This is a genomic window from Streptomyces sp. CAI-85 (genome assembly GCF_013363615.1).
Classification (GTDB): Bacteria; Actinomycetota; Actinomycetes; order Streptomycetales; family Streptomycetaceae; genus Streptomyces; species Streptomyces antibioticus_B.
On the sequence record NZ_JAANNX010000005.1, the window covers coordinates 145,091 to 162,240 of the forward strand.

Sequence of the window (17,150 nt, forward strand, 5' to 3'; positions counted from 1 at the left end):
CCGGAACCCCTCTCGCGTACGTGATCACTGTCACGGGTGAGCCATGCCGTGCGCGATCAAACTTAGGTTAGGCTTACCTAAGTTGAAGCCGACCGGCCCCACCGGAGGACCCCCACCATGCGCTCGCACCTGCTCAATGACACGACCGCGGAGCACTACCGCCGCTCCGTGACCGAAGGAGTCGAGCGGGTGGCGGCCAGACTCGCCGCCACCGACCGTCCGTTCACCGGCGTCACGGTCGACGCCCTCGCCCCCCTCATCGAGCGGATCGACCTGGACGAGCCGCTGCACGACACCTCCGCGGTCCTCGACGAGCTGGAGGACGTCTACCTCCGCGACGCGGTCTACTTCCACCACCCCCGCTACCTCGCCCACCTCAACTGCCCGGTCGTCATACCGGCGGTGCTCGGCGAGGCGGTGCTCTCCGCCGTCAACTCCTCCCTGGACACCTGGGACCAGTCGGCCGGCGGCACCCTCATCGAACGCCGGCTGGTCGACTGGACGACCGGACGGATCCGCCTCGGACCCGCCGCCGACGGCGTGTTCACCTCCGGCGGCAGCCAGTCCAACCTCCAGGCGCTGCTGCTGGCGCGCGAGGAGGCCAAGACCGACTCGCTCGCGAAACTGCGCATCTTCGCCTCCGAGGTCAGCCACTTCAGCGTGAAGAAGTCGGCGAAACTCCTCGGCCTCGGCCAGGACGCGGTCGTGTCGATCCCGGTCGACCACGACAAGCGGATGCGGACCGTGGCGCTCGCCCGTGAGCTGGAGCGCTGCCGGGCGGCAGGACTGGTGCCCATGGCGGTCGTCGCCACCGCCGGCACCACCGACTTCGGCTCCATCGACCCGCTGCCCGAGATCGCTGAGCTCTGCGCCCAGTTCTCCACCTGGATGCACGTGGACGCCGCCTACGGCTGCGGACTGCTCGCCTCCGTGAAGTACCGGGACCGCATCGACGGCATCGAGCGCGCCGACTCGGTCACCGTCGACTACCACAAGTCCTTCTTCCAGCCGGTGAGTTCCTCCGCCCTGCTGGTCCGGGACGCGGCCACCCTGCGGCACGCCACCTACCACGCCGAGTACCTCAACCCGCGGCGGATGGTGGCGGAGCGCATCCCCAACCAGGTGGACAAGTCCCTCCAGACGACCCGCCGTTTCGACGCCCTCAAGCTCTGGATGACCCTGCGCACCATGGGCGCCGACGGCATCGGCGAACTCTTCGACGAGGTCTGCGACCTGGCCGTCGAGGGCTGGCGGCTGCTGGCCGCCGACCCGCGCTTCGACGTCGTCGTCCAGCCGTCGCTGTCCACCCTGGTCTTCCGCTACATCCCGCGGAGCGTCACCGACCCGGCCGAGATCGACCGCGCCAACCTGTACGCCCGCAAGGCCCTGTTCGCCTCCGGTGACGCGGTGGTCGCCGGCACCAAGGTGAACGACCGCCACTACCTGAAGTTCACCCTGCTCAACCCCGAGACGACCCCGGCCGACATGGCCGCCGTCCTCGATCTGATCGCCGGCCACGCCGAGCAGTACCTGGGAGAGTCCCTTGACCGCGCTTCCTGAGCCCCGCAGCAAGACCTACGACTTCGTGGGCATCGGGCTCGGCCCCTTCAACCTCGGCCTCGCCTGTCTCACCGAGCCCATCGACATGCTCGACGGCGTCTTCCTGGAGTCCAAGCCGGACTTCGAGTGGCACGCCGGGATGTTCCTCGAAGGCGCCCACCTCCAGACGCCGTTCATGTCGGACCTGGTCACCCTCGCCGACCCGACCTCGCCGTACTCCTTCCTCAACTACCTGAAGGACAAAGGCCGGCTGTACTCGTTCTACATCCGCGAGAACTTCTACCCGCTGCGTGTCGAGTACGACGACTACTGCCGCTGGGCCGCGAACAAGCTGACCAGTGTGCGCTTCTCGACGACCGTCGCCGAGGTGACCTACGACGAGGGCGACGCGCTGTACGCCGTACGCACCACCGACGGGGACGTCTACCGGGCCCGGCACCTGGTCCTCGGCACCGGCACCAGCCCGTACGTCCCGGAGGCATGCCGGGACCTCGGCGGGGACTTCCTGCACAACTCCCGCTACATGGCGCACAAGGCGGAGCTCCAGAAGAAGGAGTCGATCACCCTGGTCGGCTCGGGGCAGTCCGCCGCCGAGATCTACTACGACCTGCTCAGCGAGATCGACGTCCACGGCTACCGGCTGAACTGGGTCACCCGCTCCCCGCGCTTCTTCCCGCTGGAGTACACCAAGCTCACGCTGGAGATGACCTCGCCGGAGTACATCGACTACTTCCGCGCGCTGCCCGAGGCGACCCGGTACCGGCTCACCACCGAGCAGAAGGGCCTGTTCAAGGGCATCGACGGCGATCTGATCAACGAGATCTTCGATCTGCTGTACCAGAAGAACCTCGGCGGTCCGGTGCCCACCCGGCTGCTCACCAACGCGGCGCTGCACGGGGCGTCGTACGCCGACGGAAGCTACACCCTCTCCTTCCGCCAGGAGGAGCAGGGCAAGGACTTCACCCTGGAGTCCGAGGGCCTGGTGCTGGCCACCGGCTACCACTACGCCGAGCCCGCGTTCCTCGCCCCGGTCCAGAACCGGCTGGTGCGCGACGCGCACGGCAACTTCGACGTCGCCCGCAACTACGCGATCGACACCACGGGCCGGGGCGTGTTCCTCCAGAACGCCGGGGTGCACACGCACAGCATCACCTCCCCCGACCTCGGCATGGGCGCCTACCGCAACAGCGCCATCATCCGTGAGCTGCTCGGCAGCGAGTACTACCCGGTCGAGAAGACCATCGCGTTCCAGGAGTTCGCCGTATGACCTTCACCTTCCGCCCGCTCGACCCCGTCGAGGACGGCGAGCTGCTGCACGCCTGGGTCACCCACCCCAAAGCGGCGTACTGGATGATGCAGGGCGCCAAGCCGGAGGAGGTCGAGCGCGCCTACATGGAGATCGCGGCCGACGAGCACCACCACGCGCTGCTCGGCCTGAAAGACGGCGAACCCGCCTTCCTGATGGAGTACTACGACCCCCGGTACCGCGAACTCGTGGGTCTGTACGAGCCGTTGCCCGGTGACGTCGGCATGCACTTCCTGGTGCCGGCCACCGACCGGCCGGTGCACGGCTTCACCCGGTCCGTCATCACCGCGGTGATGGCCCGGCTCTTCGACGACCCGGCCACCTCCCGGGTCGTCGTCGAGCCGGACGTCTCCAACACGGCGGTGCACGCCCTGAACGAGGCCGTCGGGTTCGTCGCCGAACGCGAGATCGTCAAGCCCGAGAAGCCGGCGCTGCTGAGCTTCTGCACCCGTGAGCAGTTCACCGCCGCCGTGGGGGTGCCCGCATGAGCCTCACCGGCTCCGTCGCCCATCTGACCCCCGAGCGCTGGGAGCGGGCCAACCGTCTGCTGATCCGCAAGGCGCTCGCGGAGTTCGCCCACGAGCGGCTGATCAGCCCGCAGCGGGACGGCGAGGAGTACGTCGTCCGCAGCGACGACGGGCTCACCGCCTACCGCTACACCGCCGTCCGGCGCGCCCTGGACCACTGGCAGGTGGACGCCGACTCCATCACCCGTGTCCGGGCCGGGGCCGAACTCCCCCTCGCCGCGCTGGACTTCTTCATCGAGCTGAAGGAGTCCCTGCACCTCAGCGACGAGATCCTGCCGGTCTATCTGGAGGAGATCTCCTCCACCCTCTCCGGCACCTGCTACAAGCTGGCCAAACCGGAGGTCACCTCGGCCGAACTGGCGCGCGCCGGCTTCCAGGCCGTCGAGACCGGCATGACCGAGGGCCACCCCTGCTTCGTCGCCAACAACGGGCGGCTCGGCTTCGGGGTCCACGAGTACCTGGCCTACGCCCCGGAGACGGCGCACCCGGTCCGGCTGGTGTGGCTGGCCGCGCACCGCTCCCGGGCCGCGTTCACGGCGGGCGTCGGCATCGACTACGAGTCCTTCGTGCGGGAGGAGCTGGGCGAGGCGACCGTCGAGCGGTTCGGCACGGTCCTGCGCGAGCAGGGCCTCGACCCGGCCGACTACCTCCTCATCCCGGTCCACCCCTGGCAGTGGTGGAACAAGCTGTCGGTCACCTTCGCCGCCGAGGTCGCCCGCCGCCATCTGGTGTGCCTGGGCGAGGGCGACGACGAGTATCTGGCCCAGCAGTCCATCCGCACCTTCTTCAACGCCTCGCACCCCGGCAAGCACTATGTGAAGACGGCCCTGTCCGTGCTCAACATGGGCTTCATGCGCGGTCTTTCGGCGGCGTACATGGAGGCGACCCCGGCGATCAACGACTGGCTGGCCCAGCTCATCGAGAACGACCCGGTGCTCAAGGCGTCCGGTCTGTCGATCATCCGGGAGCGGGCGGCCGTGGGCTACCGGCACCTGGAGTACGAGGCCGCCACCGACCGCTACTCGCCGTACCGCAAGATGCTGGCCGCGCTGTGGCGGGAGAGCCCGGTCCCCTCCCTGCGGGACGGCGAGTCGCTCGCCACCATGGCCGCGCTGGTCCATGTCGACCACGAGGGCAGGTCGGTGGCCGGCGCCCTGATCGAGCGCTCGGGCCTGGCCCCCACCGAGTGGCTGCGCACCTATCTGGAGGCGTACTACACCCCGCTGCTGCACAGCTTCTACGCCTACGACCTGGTGTTCATGCCGCACGGCGAGAACACGATCCTGGTCCTGGAGGACGGGGTGGTGCGCCGGGCGATCTACAAGGACATCGCCGAGGAGATCGCCGTCATGGACCCGGACGCGGTACTGCCGCCCGAGGTCCGGCGGATCCGCGTCGACGTCCCCGAGGACACCAAACTGCTGTCGATCTTCACGGACGTCTTCGACTGCTTCTTCCGGTTCCTCGCGGCCGCCCTCGCCGACGAAGGGGTCCTGACCGAGGACGACTTCTGGCGCACGGTCGCCGAGGTCAGCCGCGCCTACCAGGAGGCGCACCCCGAACTGGCCGACAAGTTCCGCCAGTACGACCTGTTCGCCCCCGAGTTCGCCCTGTCCTGTCTGAACCGGCTCCAACTGCGCGACAACCGCCAGATGGTCGACCTGTCGGACCCGGCCGGGGCCCTCCAACTGATCGGCACCCTGAAAAATCCCGTCGCAGGGTTCTGATCACGGGCGGGCGCCCCGGGTACGGTCCCCGGGGCGCCCGTCGCCCGTCCGGGGCCGGTTTGGAACAATCGGCCCATGGCGGAGATTATCCAGAAGGACGGCACCTGGGTCTTCGACGGGGACGCCCTGCGGCTGACGCCGGGGCGGGACAAGAACGTCGGGCTGCTGCGCCGCGAACTCGGCGAACTCGTCGTCCCCCTCGGGGCGTTGGCGGGCATCTCGTTCGAGCAGGGGAAGCGGTCCGGACGGCTCAGACTGCGGCTGCGGGACGGCGCCGACCCGCTGCTGCACGCCACCGGCGGACGGCTGTCCGAGCCGCACGACCCCTACCAGCTCCTCGTGGAGTCCGACCGGTACGGGGTCGCCGAGTATCTGGTGGACGAGGTGCGCCGGGCCCTGACCCTGGACGAGGTGCCGGGCGGCCCGGTCGACACGTATCTGCTGCCCGGCCCGTCCGTGCCGCTGTCCTGCTCCGCCGGGGACGGCACCGCGAGCTTCGACGGCGAGCGGGTGCGCCTGGAGTGGAACTGGAAGACGGAGGACGCGAAGGCGTCCTCCGGGGCCCGCACGATCCCCGTCGAGGACATCACGGCGGTCGAGTGGCATCCGGCGGCGGGCCTGGAGAACGGCCATCTGCGGTTCACCGTCCGGCACTCCCCCACCAAGGCCCCGCCGAAGTACGACCCCAACGCCGTCGAGCTGTGGGGCTTCAAGAAGGACCCCCTGATGGCGCTGGTCGCGGCGGCCGTCCAGGCCCGCCTCCCGCACCCGGCCGCACCGGCCGGGGACCTGGACGCGGACCGGGACAGGGCCGCCGTACGGTCGCTGCCGGGCCCCGCGGCGGACGGGCCGGGCGGGGACCACGACGCGCTGCTGCGGCGGCTGCGGGAGCTGGGCGAGCTGCACCGGGACGGGGTGCTGACGGACGACGAGTTCAGCCTGGCCAAGCAGGCGGTCCTCAAGCGCATGTGAGCGGCCGGCGCGCATAACACATTCAACGGTTCCCCACGGTCGGTTAACAGGCGCCTGCCCGATATCGGGCAGGATTCTTGCGAAACCCGCTCCGGTACCTCAGGATCTACCGGGTGCACGACGAACTCGTTGATCATCTGATGCGTTCCACGCCCCTCCAGCGGGGCGAGGCGCTGCGGGTGATCCAGGACGTGCTCGCCTACTTCGACGAGACGACCGAGGACTACGTCCGTCGCCGCCACCGCGAGCTCCAGGCCCAGGGCCTGGTGAACGCGGAGATCTTCGAACGGATCGGGGCGGACCTGAAATACCGTGCGGTGGCCCCGCCGGAGCTGACGCTGAGGCAGCTCCGGCGCATCGTCTACGGGTGAACCATCGCCTTCGGGGGACCGCGGGTGACCAGAAAGCTTGGGGATACGTTTATATGTGCGGAATCGTCGGTTATATCGGGAAGCGTGATGTCGCGCCCCTGCTGCTCGAAGGGCTCCAGCGGCTGGAGTACCGCGGCTACGACTCCGCGGGCATCGTCGTCACCACCCCGAAGACCGCCGGCCTGAAGATGGTCAAGGCCAAGGGCCGGGTCCGTGACCTGGAGGCCAAGGTCCCGGCGCGCTTCAAGGGCACCACCGGTATCGCCCACACCCGCTGGGCCACCCACGGCGCCCCCTCCGACGTGAACGCCCACCCGCACATGTCGGCCGACCTCAAGGTCGCCGTCGTCCACAACGGCATCATCGACAACGCCTCCGACCTGCGCCGCAAGCTGGAGGCGGACGGCGTCGAGTTCCTCTCCGAGACCGACACCGAGGTCCTCGTCCACCTCATCGCCCGCTCGCAGGCCGAGAAGCTGGAGGACAAGGTCCGCGAGGCGCTGCGCGTCGTCGAGGGCACCTACGGCATCGCCGTGATGCACGCCGACTTCTCCGACCGGATCGTCGTCGCCCGCAACGGCTCCCCCGTCGTCCTCGGCATCGGCGAGAAGGAGATGTTCGTCGCCTCGGACATCGCCGCGCTGGTCGCCCACACCCGCCAGATCGTCACCCTCGACGACGGCGAGATGGCCACCCTCAAGGCCGACGACTTCCGCACCTACACCACCGAGGGCACCCGCACCACCGCCGAGCCCACCACCGTGGAGTGGGAGGCCGCCTCCTACGACATGGGCGGCCACGACACCTACATGCACAAGGAGATCCACGAGCAGGCCGACGCCGTGGACCGCGTGCTGCGCGGCCGCATCGACGACCGCTTCTCCACCGTGCACCTCGGCGGCCTCAACCTGGACGCCCGCGAGGCGCGCCAGATCCGCCGGGTGAAGATCCTCGGCTGCGGCACCTCGTACCACGCGGGCATGATCGGCGCCCAGATGATCGAGGAGCTGGCCCGGATCCCCGCCGACGCCGAGCCGGCCTCCGAGTTCCGCTACCGCAACGCGGTCGTCGACCCCGACACCCTCTACATCGCCGTCTCCCAGTCCGGTGAGACGTACGACGTGCTGGCCGCCGTCCAGGAGCTGAAGCGCAAGGGCGCCCGGGTCCTCGGTGTGGTCAACGTGGTCGGCTCCGCGATCGCCCGCGAGGCGGACGGCGGCGTCTACGTGCACGCCGGCCCCGAGGTGTGCGTCGTCTCCACCAAGTGCTTCACCAACACCACGGTCGCCTTCGCGCTGCTCGCCCTGCACCTGGGCCGCACCCGTGACCTCTCGGTCCGCGACGGCAAGCGGATCATCGAGGGCCTGCGCAAGCTGCCCGGCCAGATCGCCGAGATCCTCTCCCACGAGGAGGAGATCAAGAAGCTGGCCGACGAGTTCGCCGAGGCCCGCTCGATGCTCTTCATCGGCCGCGTCCGGGGCTACCCGGTGGCCCGTGAAGCCTCGCTGAAGCTCAAGGAGGTCAGCTACATCCACGCCGAGGCGTACCCGGCCTCCGAGCTGAAGCACGGCCCGCTGGCCCTGATCGAGCCCGCCCTGCCGACGGTCGCGATCGTCCCGAACGACGATCTGCTGGAGAAGAACCGCGCGGCCCTGGAGGAGATCAAGGCCCGCAGCGGCCGGATCCTCGCGGTGGCCCACGAGCACCAGGAGAAGGCCGACCAGACGATCGTCGTCCCGAAGAACGAGGACGAGCTGGACCCGATCCTGATGGGCATCCCGCTCCAGCTCCTCGCCTACTACACGGCGAAGGCCCTGGACCGGGACATCGACAAGCCCCGCAACCTGGCGAAGTCGGTCACCGTCGAGTAGCCGGGACCGGCCCGCCGGCCGGGTGAACGACGGAACGGACCCCCGTGTGACGCCACCTGTCACCGGGGGTCCGCCCATGTTCACCGGGGAAGCCCAACTCCCCGGCCTCCGCTGCCGATCAGCCGGTGGCCGTCACACCACGGCCGGCAGCGCGCCTGGGGAGCGCCGTGGGCCAGTGGGCCAGCGCGGCCGTCGCCGCGTACCAGGCCACCGCCCCGGCCGCGGCGGCGAACCAGCCGCCGGCCTGGGTGAGCACATCGCTGTCGGCGAACCGGGCGACGGCCATCAGCACCAGCCCGACCAGGAACAACCCGTAGGTGCCACGGGTGAGTTGGTCCCCGCCGGCCGCGGTGAGGGAGAGCGTCACCAGGGCGAACAGCAGCAGGAACAGCCCCGCCGCGTTGTCGGAGACCTGGGCACCCGCCGAGACGGCCCAGGTGAACCAGAGGGCGCCGAGGACGGTGAACGCGGTGCCGTCGCCCGTGTCGTGGTCGCGGAGGGCGAACAGGCCGGCGATGAACAGCGCGACGCCGCCGACGTAGTGGGCGATGGACACGGAGTCCGCCGCCGTCACGCCGTCGATCAGATCGGTGTACCCGAGGCCGAACGCCAACAGGGTGATTCCCAGGGCGAGTCGGCCGGCGATGGAGGTGGTGCTCCCGGTGCTTCCCGCAGAGACGTCGTTGTCCACGGCGGGCTCCCTTCATGCAGTTGTGCGATGCGCGGTGACCGATATATGCCCTTCACAAGAGCACAAACACCTCCGCGCGCAAAGAGATTCGCACGCGTTTCGCACACGAGGCAAAGGGAGTTGAGCGGGCCCCGGGGCAACTCCCCGGGGATGCCTCTGAGATGCCTTCGAGATGCCTCAGGGGATCACGATGACGGGGCGCTTGGCGCGCTTGGCGAGCCGCCCGGCGACCGAGCCGAACAGCCGCCCCACCAGGCCGTGCGTCGACCCGACGACGATCGCGTCGGCCTCGTACTCCCGCCCCACCTCTTCGAGTTCATGGCAGATGTCACCGCCGCGCTCGACCAGGATCCAGGGCACCTCGGCGAGATACTCCGCACAGGCCAGCTCCAGGCCGAGGACCTCGGTGCGGTGGTCGGGGACGTCCACGAAGACCGGCGGCTCGCACCCCGCCCACACGGTCGTGGGCAGCCGGTTGGCGACGTGCACGATGATCAGGCCCGCCCGGGAGCGGTGGGCCATGCCGATGGCGTACGCGAGCGCGCGCTCACTGGAGGTGGAGCCGTCGAAGCCGACGACCACTCCGTGCTTGAAGGCGGGATCGCAGGTGGGGCGCGTCTCTTCCGCCGCCAGGGGCTCGGCCGCCGTGGGGTCGGCGACGGGCCGCTTGCGGTCCGCGGGTTCGAAGAATTCGTGACCGGCCATGACTGTCTCGGCGAATCGATCCTTGTATGGGTGGGACGGCGGTGAGCGGCGGAGCTGTGTGTCCGGGAATGGTCTTCCCGACCCCATACCCCCAAGGGTACGGCGCCACGCCTTCGACGCCCAGATCGCGAGCACCCTCGGTGGGGGTTCCAGGGAGCATGCACGAGCCGACGCCCGCGACGCAACGGTTGCTGCCCCGTACAGCCGGTTTGCACAGGCTTCAACCAAGCCGCCCCAGTGACCGACCGGCCGCGCCCGCGTTGAACCCCGTGCCGTGTCACCGCCCCGGGGAGGAGCCCGCCGTATGTCCGCGCACCGCCCCGACCCCGGCGCCGACCGCTCCACCGCCCGTCCCGCCGACCGTCCCGCCGACCGCTCCACCGACCTGATCCGCTGGGCGGCCTTCAGCACGGTCCTCGTACCGGTCGTCCTCCTCTGGTACGGCTCCTCGCTCGCCGGAGCCGCCGGGACCGCCCTCGGCCTGGCCGCCGTCACCGCCGTCTGCCGGCTGCTGCTGCGCCGGTCCGAGCGGGTCGCGGCCCGTACGCCCGCCGTGGAACCGTCGGCCGCCGCGCCCTCCCGGGGCCGCCGTCAGCGCGCCGGAACGGGGTCGCACCGTGGCGGTCGTCACTCCGGGGGAAACACACCGGTCGACTGACCGGTTTTCACGCACGCGCACGTATGTTTTCAGCCAACTTCCGGTCGGTGCGCATCTCTTGCCCCCACCACCCCCCACCCCCGGTCCCACCTGCGAAGAAAGGGCTCCGGGGACCCTGTGCACCCTACGGGGATTGGCCACCACGACGAGGCGCACTTCCCTGCACGCCCCACGAGTGCAACGCTTCGTGATCGAATGCTTCACGCCAAGTTGCCAAGTCGACAATCGGCCGGGTGCTGAACTGGCCACGTCGGCATCACGCGACACAGTAGATTCGATCTTGAGACTGTCTACGGCGGGGGACTCGTGCAGGACCGAGGGGAAACGTGCAGGAGCGACACAACCGAGGAGCCGCGACCACCGAGGGGGGCTTAGCAGGATGAGCCACGACTCCACTGCCGCGCCGGAAGCCGCGGCCCGGAAACTTTCCGGGCGACGCCGCAAGGAGATCGTCGCGGTGCTGCTGTTCAGCGGCGGGCCCATCTTCGAGAGTTCCATACCGCTGTCGGTGTTCGGGATTGACCGCCAGGACGCCGGCGTGCCGCGCTACCGACTACTGGTGTGCGGCGGCGAGGACGGCCCGCTGCGGACCACAGGGGGCCTGGAACTCTCCGCACCGCATGGCCTGGAAGCGATCTCGCGGGCGGGCACGGTCGTCGTGCCGGCCTGGCGTTCGATCACTTCTCCGCCACCGGAGGAGGCGCTCGACGCACTGCGGCGCGCGCATGAAGAAGGAGCCCGCATCGTGGGCCTGTGCACCGGCGCGTTCGTGCTGGCCGCCGCGGGTCTGCTGGACGGGCGCCCGGCCACCACCCACTGGATGTACGCACCGACGCTGGCCAAGCGCTATCCGTCGGTCCACGTGGATCCGCGGGAGCTGTTCGTCGACGACGGCGACGTGCTGACGTCGGCCGGGACGGCGGCCGGAATCGATCTCTGTCTCCACATCGTGCGGACGGACCACGGCAACGAGGCGGCGGGCGCGCTGGCCCGGCGTCTGGTGGTCCCGCCGCGCCGGTCGGGCGGTCAGGAGCGCTACCTCGACCGGTCTTTACCCGAGGAGATCGGCGCCGACCCGCTGGCCGAGGTCGTCGCCTGGGCGCTGGAACACCTCCACGAGCAGTTCGACGTGGAGACACTGGCGGCACGCGCCTATATGAGCCGCCGTACGTTCGACCGCCGGTTCCGCTCGCTGACCGGCAGCGCACCCTTGCAGTGGCTGATCACTCAGCGGGTGCTCCAGGCGCAGCGACTGCTGGAGACGTCCGACTTCTCGGTGGACGAGGTCGCGGGGCGCTGCGGCTTCCGTTCGCCGGTGGCGCTGCGCGGGCACTTCCGGCGGCAGCTCGGCTCGTCGCCCGCGGCGTACCGGGCGGCCTACCGGGCACGGCGGCCGCAGGGTGAGCGGGTGACGGACTCCGAGCCGTCATCACCGCCCGCGCCGGCCGGCCTGCATCCGGAGGGGCCGGGTCCGGTGCCGCCGCAGCTCCGGCGGACCGCCGCGACCACCAGCGCGCTCGGCTCCGCGCCGGCCCTGGCCGACCACGCCCGGGAGGCGTACGCGGCCCGGGCGAGCGTGCCGGGACAGCGCAGCGGGCTGTAGCACCGAAGCTCTGAGGGCGGCGGGGGCATCTGTGACGCCCCCGCCGCCCTTAGGGTGGTCGCATGAACGATCGCATGGTGTGGATCGACTGCGAGATGACCGGCCTCTCGCTGTCCGACGACGCTCTCATCGAGGTGGCCGCCCTCGTCACCGACTCCGAGCTGAACATCCTCGGCGACGGGGTCGACATCGTCATCCGGCCGCCGGCCAAGGCCCTGGAGACGATGCCGGAGGTGGTGCGCCAGATGCACACGACCTCCGGGCTCCTGGAGGAGCTGGCCGGCGGCACCACGCTCGCCGAGGCCGAGGAACAGGTGCTGGCCTACATCCGCCGGCATGTGAAGGAGCCCGGCAAGGCGCCGCTCTGCGGCAACTCCGTCGGCACCGACCGCGGCTTCCTCGCCCGGGACATGCCGTCCCTGGAGAGCTACCTGCACTACCGGATCGTGGACGTGTCCTCGGTCAAGGAGCTGGCCCGCCGCTGGTACCCGCGCGCGTACTTCAACAGCCCCGAGAAGAACGGCAACCACCGCGCCCTCGCCGACATCCGCGAATCCATCGCGGAACTGCGCTACTACCGCGAGGCCGTCTTCGTCCCGCAGCCCGGACCCGACTCCGAGACCGCCCGCACGATCGCCGCGAAGCACGTCCTGCCCGCCCGGTAAAAGGCGTGCGCGAGCACCCCTGCGGACCCTGTACACTTTTTCTCGGCCGGTCGGAAACCCGCAAAGTTCGATCGCCGGTCGTGGTGGGTGTAGCTCAGCTGGTAGAGCACCTGGTTGTGGTCCAGGATGCCGCGGGTTCGAGTCCCGTCACTCACCCTGTGTCATCAGGCGGTGACTTCCCGAAAGGGAAGTCACCGCCTGATCGCGTTACCACGGCCTTTTGAAACACCTCGCACACATGTCACGTCACGCCCTCCGCAGCCGGGCCCAGCCCGTGAAGACGGCGAGTGCGACGGCGGCGCCCGCCTCGGTGGCCAGGGCGTCGGCGGTCAGCCGGTCCAGGTGCGGGCGGAGGGCGTCGACGAGGAGGAACACCACCACCGCTCCCCCGAGTCCCGCCGCGACACCCGGGCCCCAGTACCGGTGACGGGTCCAGAACCACTGGACCAGGAGCACCACGACCGGCGCGGCGACCGGCAGTTGGTACTCCCCCAGCAGCGCGAGCACCGCCCAGACGGCACCGCACACCACCGAACACCACACCAGCATCCGGCCCGCCTCAGCCCACGTCACCGCCCGCGCATCATCCACCGCGTGCCCCTCCCGGTCGTCCCGTCCCCCTGCCGACGGCGCCATTGAGCCACGGTCGGCCACCCGGCCGTCATTCCGGTTCCCGGCATGATCGGCGCCTGCCGGACTGCCGTACACGGGCAAGAACGCGAGACCCTCAGGACGACGCCCGCGGTACCAGTTCCGTCGCCAGGACCACCTGGTGGCGTTCCAGGCCGCGGGAGGCCGCCGGGCGGCGGTCCGCGATCTCGGTGAGGAGCAGGGACAGCATGCGGCGGCCCATCTCCTCGATGGGCTGGCGGACGCTGGTCAGCGGCGGGTCCATGTGGCGGGCTATCGCCGAGTCGTCGTAGCCGACCAGCGCCACGTCCTCCGGGATCCGGCGGCCCGCCTCGCGCAGCGCCTGGCGGGCGCCGGCCGCCATCACGTCGGAGCCGGCGAACACCGCGTCGAGCGACGGATCGCGGGCCAGCAGCGCGGCCATCGCGCGGCGGCCGCCCTCCTCGGTGAAGTCGCCGGGCTCGACCAGGCCGCCCGCCTCGTACCCCGCGTCGCGCAGGGCGTCGCGGTAGCCGTCGACGCGGCGCTGGGCGCCGTACACGTCGAGGCGGCCGGTGATGTGGGCGATCCGGGTGCGGCCCTGGGCGAGGAGGTGCTCGACGGCCGAGCGGCCGCCGCCGTAGTTGTCGGAGTCGACCGAGGGCAGCGTCTCCGCGGCGGAGCGGGGGCCGCTGATCACGGCCGGGATCTCCAGTTGGGAGAGCAGGTCCGGGAGCGGGTCGTCCGCGTGCACGGAGACCAGCAGGACGCCGTCCACCCGGTGGGCCGCGAGGTACTGGGCCAGCCGCTGCCGCTCACGGTCGCTGCCCGCGAAGATCAGCAGCAACTGCATCTCGGTGTCGGCGAGTTCGGCGCCCACACCGCGCAGCATGTCGGAGAAGTACGGCTCGGCGAAGAACCGGGTCTCCGGCTCGGGGACGACGAGGGCGATGGCGTCGGTGCGGTTGGCGGCGAGCGCGCGGGCGGCGGTGTTGGGGACGTAGCCGAGTTCGGCGACCGCCGCCTCCACGGCGGCACGGGTCGCGTCGCTGACCCGGGGGGAGCCGTTGATCACGCGGGAGACCGTGCCGCGGCCCACGCCGGCCCGGGCGGCCACCTCCTCGAGAGTCGGCCGACCCCCGCTGCGGCCCCGCGTTCCGTGGGTTGCCATGGGCTCCGCCTTCCCGACGTCGTCTTACTCTGGCCTGGAATCTAACAGTCCCCGCTGTTCGGGTGGCCGCCGCCGACCTCGCTCGTGCGCACGGCCGCCGGTGCGAGCGTTACCTACCGAAATGGGCCATATGTCGACCATGCACCCGGCTTATCTAACAGCCGGATAACTGAAGGCGTCTCGTCGTGTCCTCACCCTTGACACCCCCGCCCGAACCGACGACTCTTCAACACATCACTTGTGGGAGCGCTCCCACGGTACCTGACACATACACATCCCGCACGTTCCCCGCCCGAGCCGCAGCGAGAAACTAACGGGCCCAACAATGCAGTTGGCCGGGGGGTCGGCACGTCAGGGCAACAGGAGGACGTAATGCGAGCACGTACCCGAACCGCCCGCCGGGTGGTTGTCCTCGCGGCCGTCGCGTCGCTGGGCGCCGGGCTGCTGGCCGGCTGTGCCGACGACGGCGGCGACGACTCATCGAACGGGTCGTCCGGCGACGGCAAGGGCAAGACCACGATCACGCTGGGGCTTTTCGGTACGTTCGGCTTCAAGGAGGCCGGGCTCTACGCCGAGTACGAGAAGCTCAACCCGAACATCAAGATCGCCGAGAACGTCACCGAGCGCAACGAGAACTACTACCCCGCGCTCGTCAACCACCTCACCACCAACAGCGGTCTCCAGGACATCCAGGCCGTCGAGGTCGGCAACATCGCCGAGGTCGTCGCCACCCAGGCGAACAAGTTCCAGGACCTGTCCAAGGTTTCGGGCGTGAAGAAGAGCGACTGGCTGGACTGGAAGTGGGCGCAGGCCACCACCCAGGACGGCAAGACGATCGGTTTCGGCACGGACGTCGGCCCGATGGCCATCTGCTACCGCAAGGACCTCTTCGAGGCCGCCGGACTGCCCACCGACCGCACCGAGGTCGGCAAGCTCTGGGCGGGCGACTGGGCCAAGTTCGTCGACGTCGGCGAGCAGTACAAGGCGAAGGCGCCCAAGGGCACCACCTTCGCCGACTCCCCCGGCGGTCTGCTGAGCGCGATCCTCGGCAGCGAGTCGGAGCGCTTCTACGACTCCTCCGGCAAGGTCATCTACAAGACCAACCCGGCGGTGAAGGCCGCCTTCGACCTCACCGCGAAGGCCGCCCAGGAGGGCCTGGTGGGCAACCAGACCCAGTTCCAGCCGGCCTGGGACACCACCATCGCCAACAGCAAGTTCGCCGCGATGGCGTGCCCGCCGTGGATGCTCGGCTACATCAAGGGCAAGTCGAAGCCCGAGTCGGCCGGCAAGTGGGACGTCGCCGTGGCGCCCAAGTCCGCGAACTGGGGCGGCTCCTTCCTCTCCGTGCCGTCCAGCGGCAAGAACGTGAAGGAGGCGGAGAAGCTCGCCGCCTGGCTCACCGCGCCCGCGCAGCAGGCCAAGCTGTTCAAGGTGCAGGGCTCCTTCCCGAGCGCGCCGGGCACGTACACGCTGCCCGAGGTCACCGGCGCCAAGAACGAGATGACCGGTGACGCCCCGATCGGCACGATCTTCGCCGAGGCCGCCAAGGCCGCCCCGGTCCAGGTCATCGGCCCGAAGGACCAGATCATCGGGCAGGGTCTCGCCGACAACGGCGTCATCCTCGTCACCAAGGGCAAGTCGCCCGAGGACGCCTGGGAGACGGCCACGAAGACCATCGACAACAACCTGGACAAGTGACCCGTATGTCCACCCACGACACCGCCGCGCCCCCCGCCAAGGAGGGGGGCGCGGCCCCGGGCCGCCCGCCCGCGGCACCCGTGGACGCGGAGGCCCGGCGCCGGTCCCGGCTCTCGCGCCGCTGGCAGCGGGACATCCGCTGGAGCCCGTACGCGTTCGTCTCGCCGTTCTTCCTGCTGTTCCTCGCCTTCGGCCTGTTCCCGCTGATCTACACGGGCTGGGCGTCGCTGCACCAGGTGGAGATGACGGCCCCCACCGACATGAACTGGGTGGGGCTGCGCAACTACACACGGATCTTCGACGACGACTTCTTCTGGAACGCGGCGCGCAACACGCTGACGATCGGTGTCATCTCGACCGTCCCGCAGTTGCTGATGGCGATGGGCCTCGCGCACATCCTCAACTACCGGCTGCGCGCGTCGACGTTCTACCGGGTCGCGATGCTTGCGCCGTACGCGACCTCGATCGCCGCCGCCTCGCTCGTCTTCGTCCTGCTCTTCGGCCGTGACTACGGCATGATCAACTGGGCGCTGGACGCGGTCGGGGTGAGCCCGGTCGACTGGCAGAACGACAAGTGGCCGTCCCAGATAGCGGTGTCCACGATCATCATCTGGCGCTGGACCGGCTACAACGCGCTGATCTACCTGGCGGCGATGCAGGCCATCCCGCAGGATCTGTACGAGTCGGCGGCGCTGGACGGCGCCAGCCGCTGGCAGCAGTTCTTCCATGTCACGCTGCCGTCGCTGCGTCCGACGATCCTCTTCACGGTCGTCGTCTCGACGATCGGCGCCAGCCAGGTCTTCGGCGAGCCGCTCCTGTTCGACGCGAACAAGGGCGCGTCGGGCGGCGCGGAGCACCAGTTCCAGACGCTGGGCCTCTATCTGTACGAGCAGGGCTGGGTGAACCAGCACCTGGGCCGCGCCTCGGCGATCGCCTGGACGATGTTCCTGATCCTGATCGTGATCGGCATCGTCAACTACGTCATCTCGCGCCGGCTGCGCGCCAGTAGTTAGGAG

General features: G+C 69.9%; 16 protein-coding genes and 1 tRNA gene. 13 read left to right on the forward strand and 4 right to left on the reverse strand.

The features are described 5' to 3' along the window. Positions 1–117: 117 nt before the first annotated feature. From desA to glmS, 7 genes are all read left to right on the forward strand, one after another. The gene (gene desA / locus G6W55_RS09510) at positions 118–1,560 is read left to right on the forward strand and encodes a lysine decarboxylase DesA (protein ID WP_175520356.1); all 1,443 of its coding nucleotides are present in this window, start codon (positions 118–120) and stop codon (positions 1,558–1,560) included. After that, on the forward strand, positions 1,544–2,827 hold the full coding sequence (locus tag G6W55_RS09515; RefSeq protein WP_175520357.1) for a lysine N(6)-hydroxylase/L-ornithine N(5)-oxygenase family protein: 1,284 nt from the start codon (positions 1,544–1,546) through the stop codon (positions 2,825–2,827). The genes desA and G6W55_RS09515 overlap by 17 nt, the downstream gene beginning before the upstream one ends. Beyond that, positions 2,824–3,354 carry a GNAT family N-acetyltransferase gene (locus tag G6W55_RS09520; protein WP_175520358.1) on the forward strand — a complete coding sequence of 177 codons (531 nt, stop codon included), beginning with the start codon at positions 2,824–2,826 and terminating at the stop codon, positions 3,352–3,354. Before G6W55_RS09515 ends, G6W55_RS09520 begins: the two co-directional genes overlap by 4 nt. Continuing rightward, positions 3,351–5,120: an IucA/IucC family siderophore biosynthesis protein gene (locus tag G6W55_RS09525; RefSeq protein ID WP_175520359.1), complete on the forward strand. Its 1,770-nt coding sequence runs from the start codon at positions 3,351–3,353 to the stop codon at positions 5,118–5,120. Before G6W55_RS09520 ends, G6W55_RS09525 begins: the two co-directional genes overlap by 4 nt. Before the next feature lie 75 nt (positions 5,121–5,195). Further along, positions 5,196–6,092 carry a DUF4429 domain-containing protein gene (locus tag G6W55_RS09530; RefSeq protein ID WP_175520360.1) on the forward strand — a complete coding sequence of 299 codons (897 nt, stop codon included), beginning with the start codon at positions 5,196–5,198 and terminating at the stop codon, positions 6,090–6,092. A 113-nt stretch (positions 6,093–6,205) separates the two neighbouring features. Beyond that, positions 6,206–6,463 (forward strand): hypothetical protein, encoded by a 258-nt coding sequence (locus G6W55_RS09535; RefSeq protein WP_030779958.1) that lies wholly within the window; start codon positions 6,206–6,208, stop codon positions 6,461–6,463. Positions 6,464–6,516: 53 nt separating this feature from the next. Next, positions 6,517–8,334 carry a glutamine--fructose-6-phosphate transaminase (isomerizing) gene (glmS, locus tag G6W55_RS09540; protein WP_175520361.1) on the forward strand — a complete coding sequence of 606 codons (1,818 nt, stop codon included), beginning with the start codon at positions 6,517–6,519 and terminating at the stop codon, positions 8,332–8,334. Between the two features lie 118 nt (positions 8,335–8,452). Here the strand turns inward: glmS and G6W55_RS09545 are convergent, their stop codons facing one another. Both G6W55_RS09545 and G6W55_RS09550 read right to left on the reverse strand, forming a co-directional pair. Further along, positions 8,453–9,025 carry a GPR1/FUN34/YaaH family transporter gene (locus tag G6W55_RS09545; RefSeq protein WP_175520362.1) on the reverse strand — a complete coding sequence of 191 codons (573 nt, stop codon included), beginning with the start codon at positions 9,023–9,025 and terminating at the stop codon, positions 8,453–8,455. Positions 9,026–9,202: 177 nt separating this feature from the next. Continuing rightward, positions 9,203–9,730, reverse strand: coding sequence for a universal stress protein (locus G6W55_RS09550; RefSeq protein WP_175520363.1), 528 nt, complete (start codon positions 9,728–9,730; stop codon positions 9,203–9,205). A gap of 304 nt (positions 9,731–10,034) precedes the next feature. On the opposite strand from G6W55_RS09550, the gene G6W55_RS09555 reads away from it, so the two are divergent. The 4 genes from G6W55_RS09555 (at position 10,035) to G6W55_RS09570 (ending at position 12,812) form a co-directional block, all read left to right on the forward strand. After that, complete coding sequence (locus G6W55_RS09555; RefSeq protein WP_175520364.1) at positions 10,035–10,388, forward strand: hypothetical protein; 354 nt, start codon at positions 10,035–10,037, stop codon at positions 10,386–10,388. Between the two features lie 379 nt (positions 10,389–10,767). After that, complete coding sequence (locus tag G6W55_RS09560; RefSeq protein WP_030779971.1) at positions 10,768–11,991, forward strand: helix-turn-helix domain-containing protein; 1,224 nt, start codon at positions 10,768–10,770, stop codon at positions 11,989–11,991. 62 nt (positions 11,992–12,053) lie between these two features. Continuing rightward, on the forward strand, positions 12,054–12,656 hold the full coding sequence (gene orn, locus G6W55_RS09565) for an oligoribonuclease (protein WP_175520365.1): 603 nt from the start codon (positions 12,054–12,056) through the stop codon (positions 12,654–12,656). Positions 12,657–12,739: 83 nt separating this feature from the next. Then, positions 12,740–12,812 (forward strand) — tRNA-His (locus G6W55_RS09570). A gap of 90 nt (positions 12,813–12,902) precedes the next feature. On the opposite strand, the gene G6W55_RS09575 is transcribed toward G6W55_RS09570, so the two are convergent. Continuing rightward, complete coding sequence (locus tag G6W55_RS09575; RefSeq protein WP_175520366.1) at positions 12,903–13,229, reverse strand: hypothetical protein; 327 nt, start codon at positions 13,227–13,229, stop codon at positions 12,903–12,905. 154 nt (positions 13,230–13,383) lie between these two features. Beyond that, the gene (locus tag G6W55_RS09580; RefSeq protein ID WP_175520367.1) at positions 13,384–14,436 is read right to left on the reverse strand and encodes a LacI family DNA-binding transcriptional regulator; all 1,053 of its coding nucleotides are present in this window, start codon (positions 14,434–14,436) and stop codon (positions 13,384–13,386) included. Between the two features lie 372 nt (positions 14,437–14,808). Between G6W55_RS09580 and G6W55_RS09585 the strand changes: the two genes are divergently transcribed. Together G6W55_RS09585 and G6W55_RS09590 are read left to right on the forward strand one after the other, a co-directional pair. Beyond that, on the forward strand, positions 14,809–16,134 hold the full coding sequence (locus G6W55_RS09585; RefSeq protein WP_175520368.1) for an ABC transporter substrate-binding protein: 1,326 nt from the start codon (positions 14,809–14,811) through the stop codon (positions 16,132–16,134). A gap of 5 nt (positions 16,135–16,139) precedes the next feature. Then, the gene (locus G6W55_RS09590) at positions 16,140–17,147 is read left to right on the forward strand and encodes a carbohydrate ABC transporter permease (RefSeq protein ID WP_175520508.1); all 1,008 of its coding nucleotides are present in this window, start codon (positions 16,140–16,142) and stop codon (positions 17,145–17,147) included. Positions 17,148–17,150 lie beyond the last annotated feature (3 nt).

Bases quoted from the DNA above. Each gene is read 5' to 3' on its own strand.
- desA (WP_175520356.1), top strand. From the start codon at position 118: ATGCGCTCGCACCTGCTCAATGACACGACCGCGGAGCACTACCGCCGC.
- G6W55_RS09520 (WP_175520358.1), top strand. From the start codon at position 2,824: ATGACCTTCACCTTCCGCCCGCTCGACCCCGTCGAGGACGGCGAGCTG.
- G6W55_RS09525 (WP_175520359.1), top strand. From the start codon at position 3,351: ATGAGCCTCACCGGCTCCGTCGCCCATCTGACCCCCGAGCGCTGGGAG.
- G6W55_RS09530 (WP_175520360.1), top strand. From the start codon at position 5,196: ATGGCGGAGATTATCCAGAAGGACGGCACCTGGGTCTTCGACGGGGAC.
- glmS (WP_175520361.1), top strand. From the start codon at position 6,517: ATGTGCGGAATCGTCGGTTATATCGGGAAGCGTGATGTCGCGCCCCTG.
- G6W55_RS09550 (WP_175520363.1), bottom strand. From the start codon at position 9,730: ATGGCCGGTCACGAATTCTTCGAACCCGCGGACCGCAAGCGGCCCGTC.
- G6W55_RS09555 (WP_175520364.1), top strand. From the start codon at position 10,035: ATGTCCGCGCACCGCCCCGACCCCGGCGCCGACCGCTCCACCGCCCGT.
- G6W55_RS09560 (WP_030779971.1), top strand. From the start codon at position 10,768: ATGAGCCACGACTCCACTGCCGCGCCGGAAGCCGCGGCCCGGAAACTT.
- orn (WP_175520365.1), top strand. From the start codon at position 12,054: ATGAACGATCGCATGGTGTGGATCGACTGCGAGATGACCGGCCTCTCG.
- G6W55_RS09580 (WP_175520367.1), bottom strand. From the start codon at position 14,436: ATGGCAACCCACGGAACGCGGGGCCGCAGCGGGGGTCGGCCGACTCTC.
- G6W55_RS09585 (WP_175520368.1), top strand. From the start codon at position 14,809: ATGCGAGCACGTACCCGAACCGCCCGCCGGGTGGTTGTCCTCGCGGCC.
- G6W55_RS09590 (WP_175520508.1), top strand. From the start codon at position 16,140: ATGTCCACCCACGACACCGCCGCGCCCCCCGCCAAGGAGGGGGGCGCG.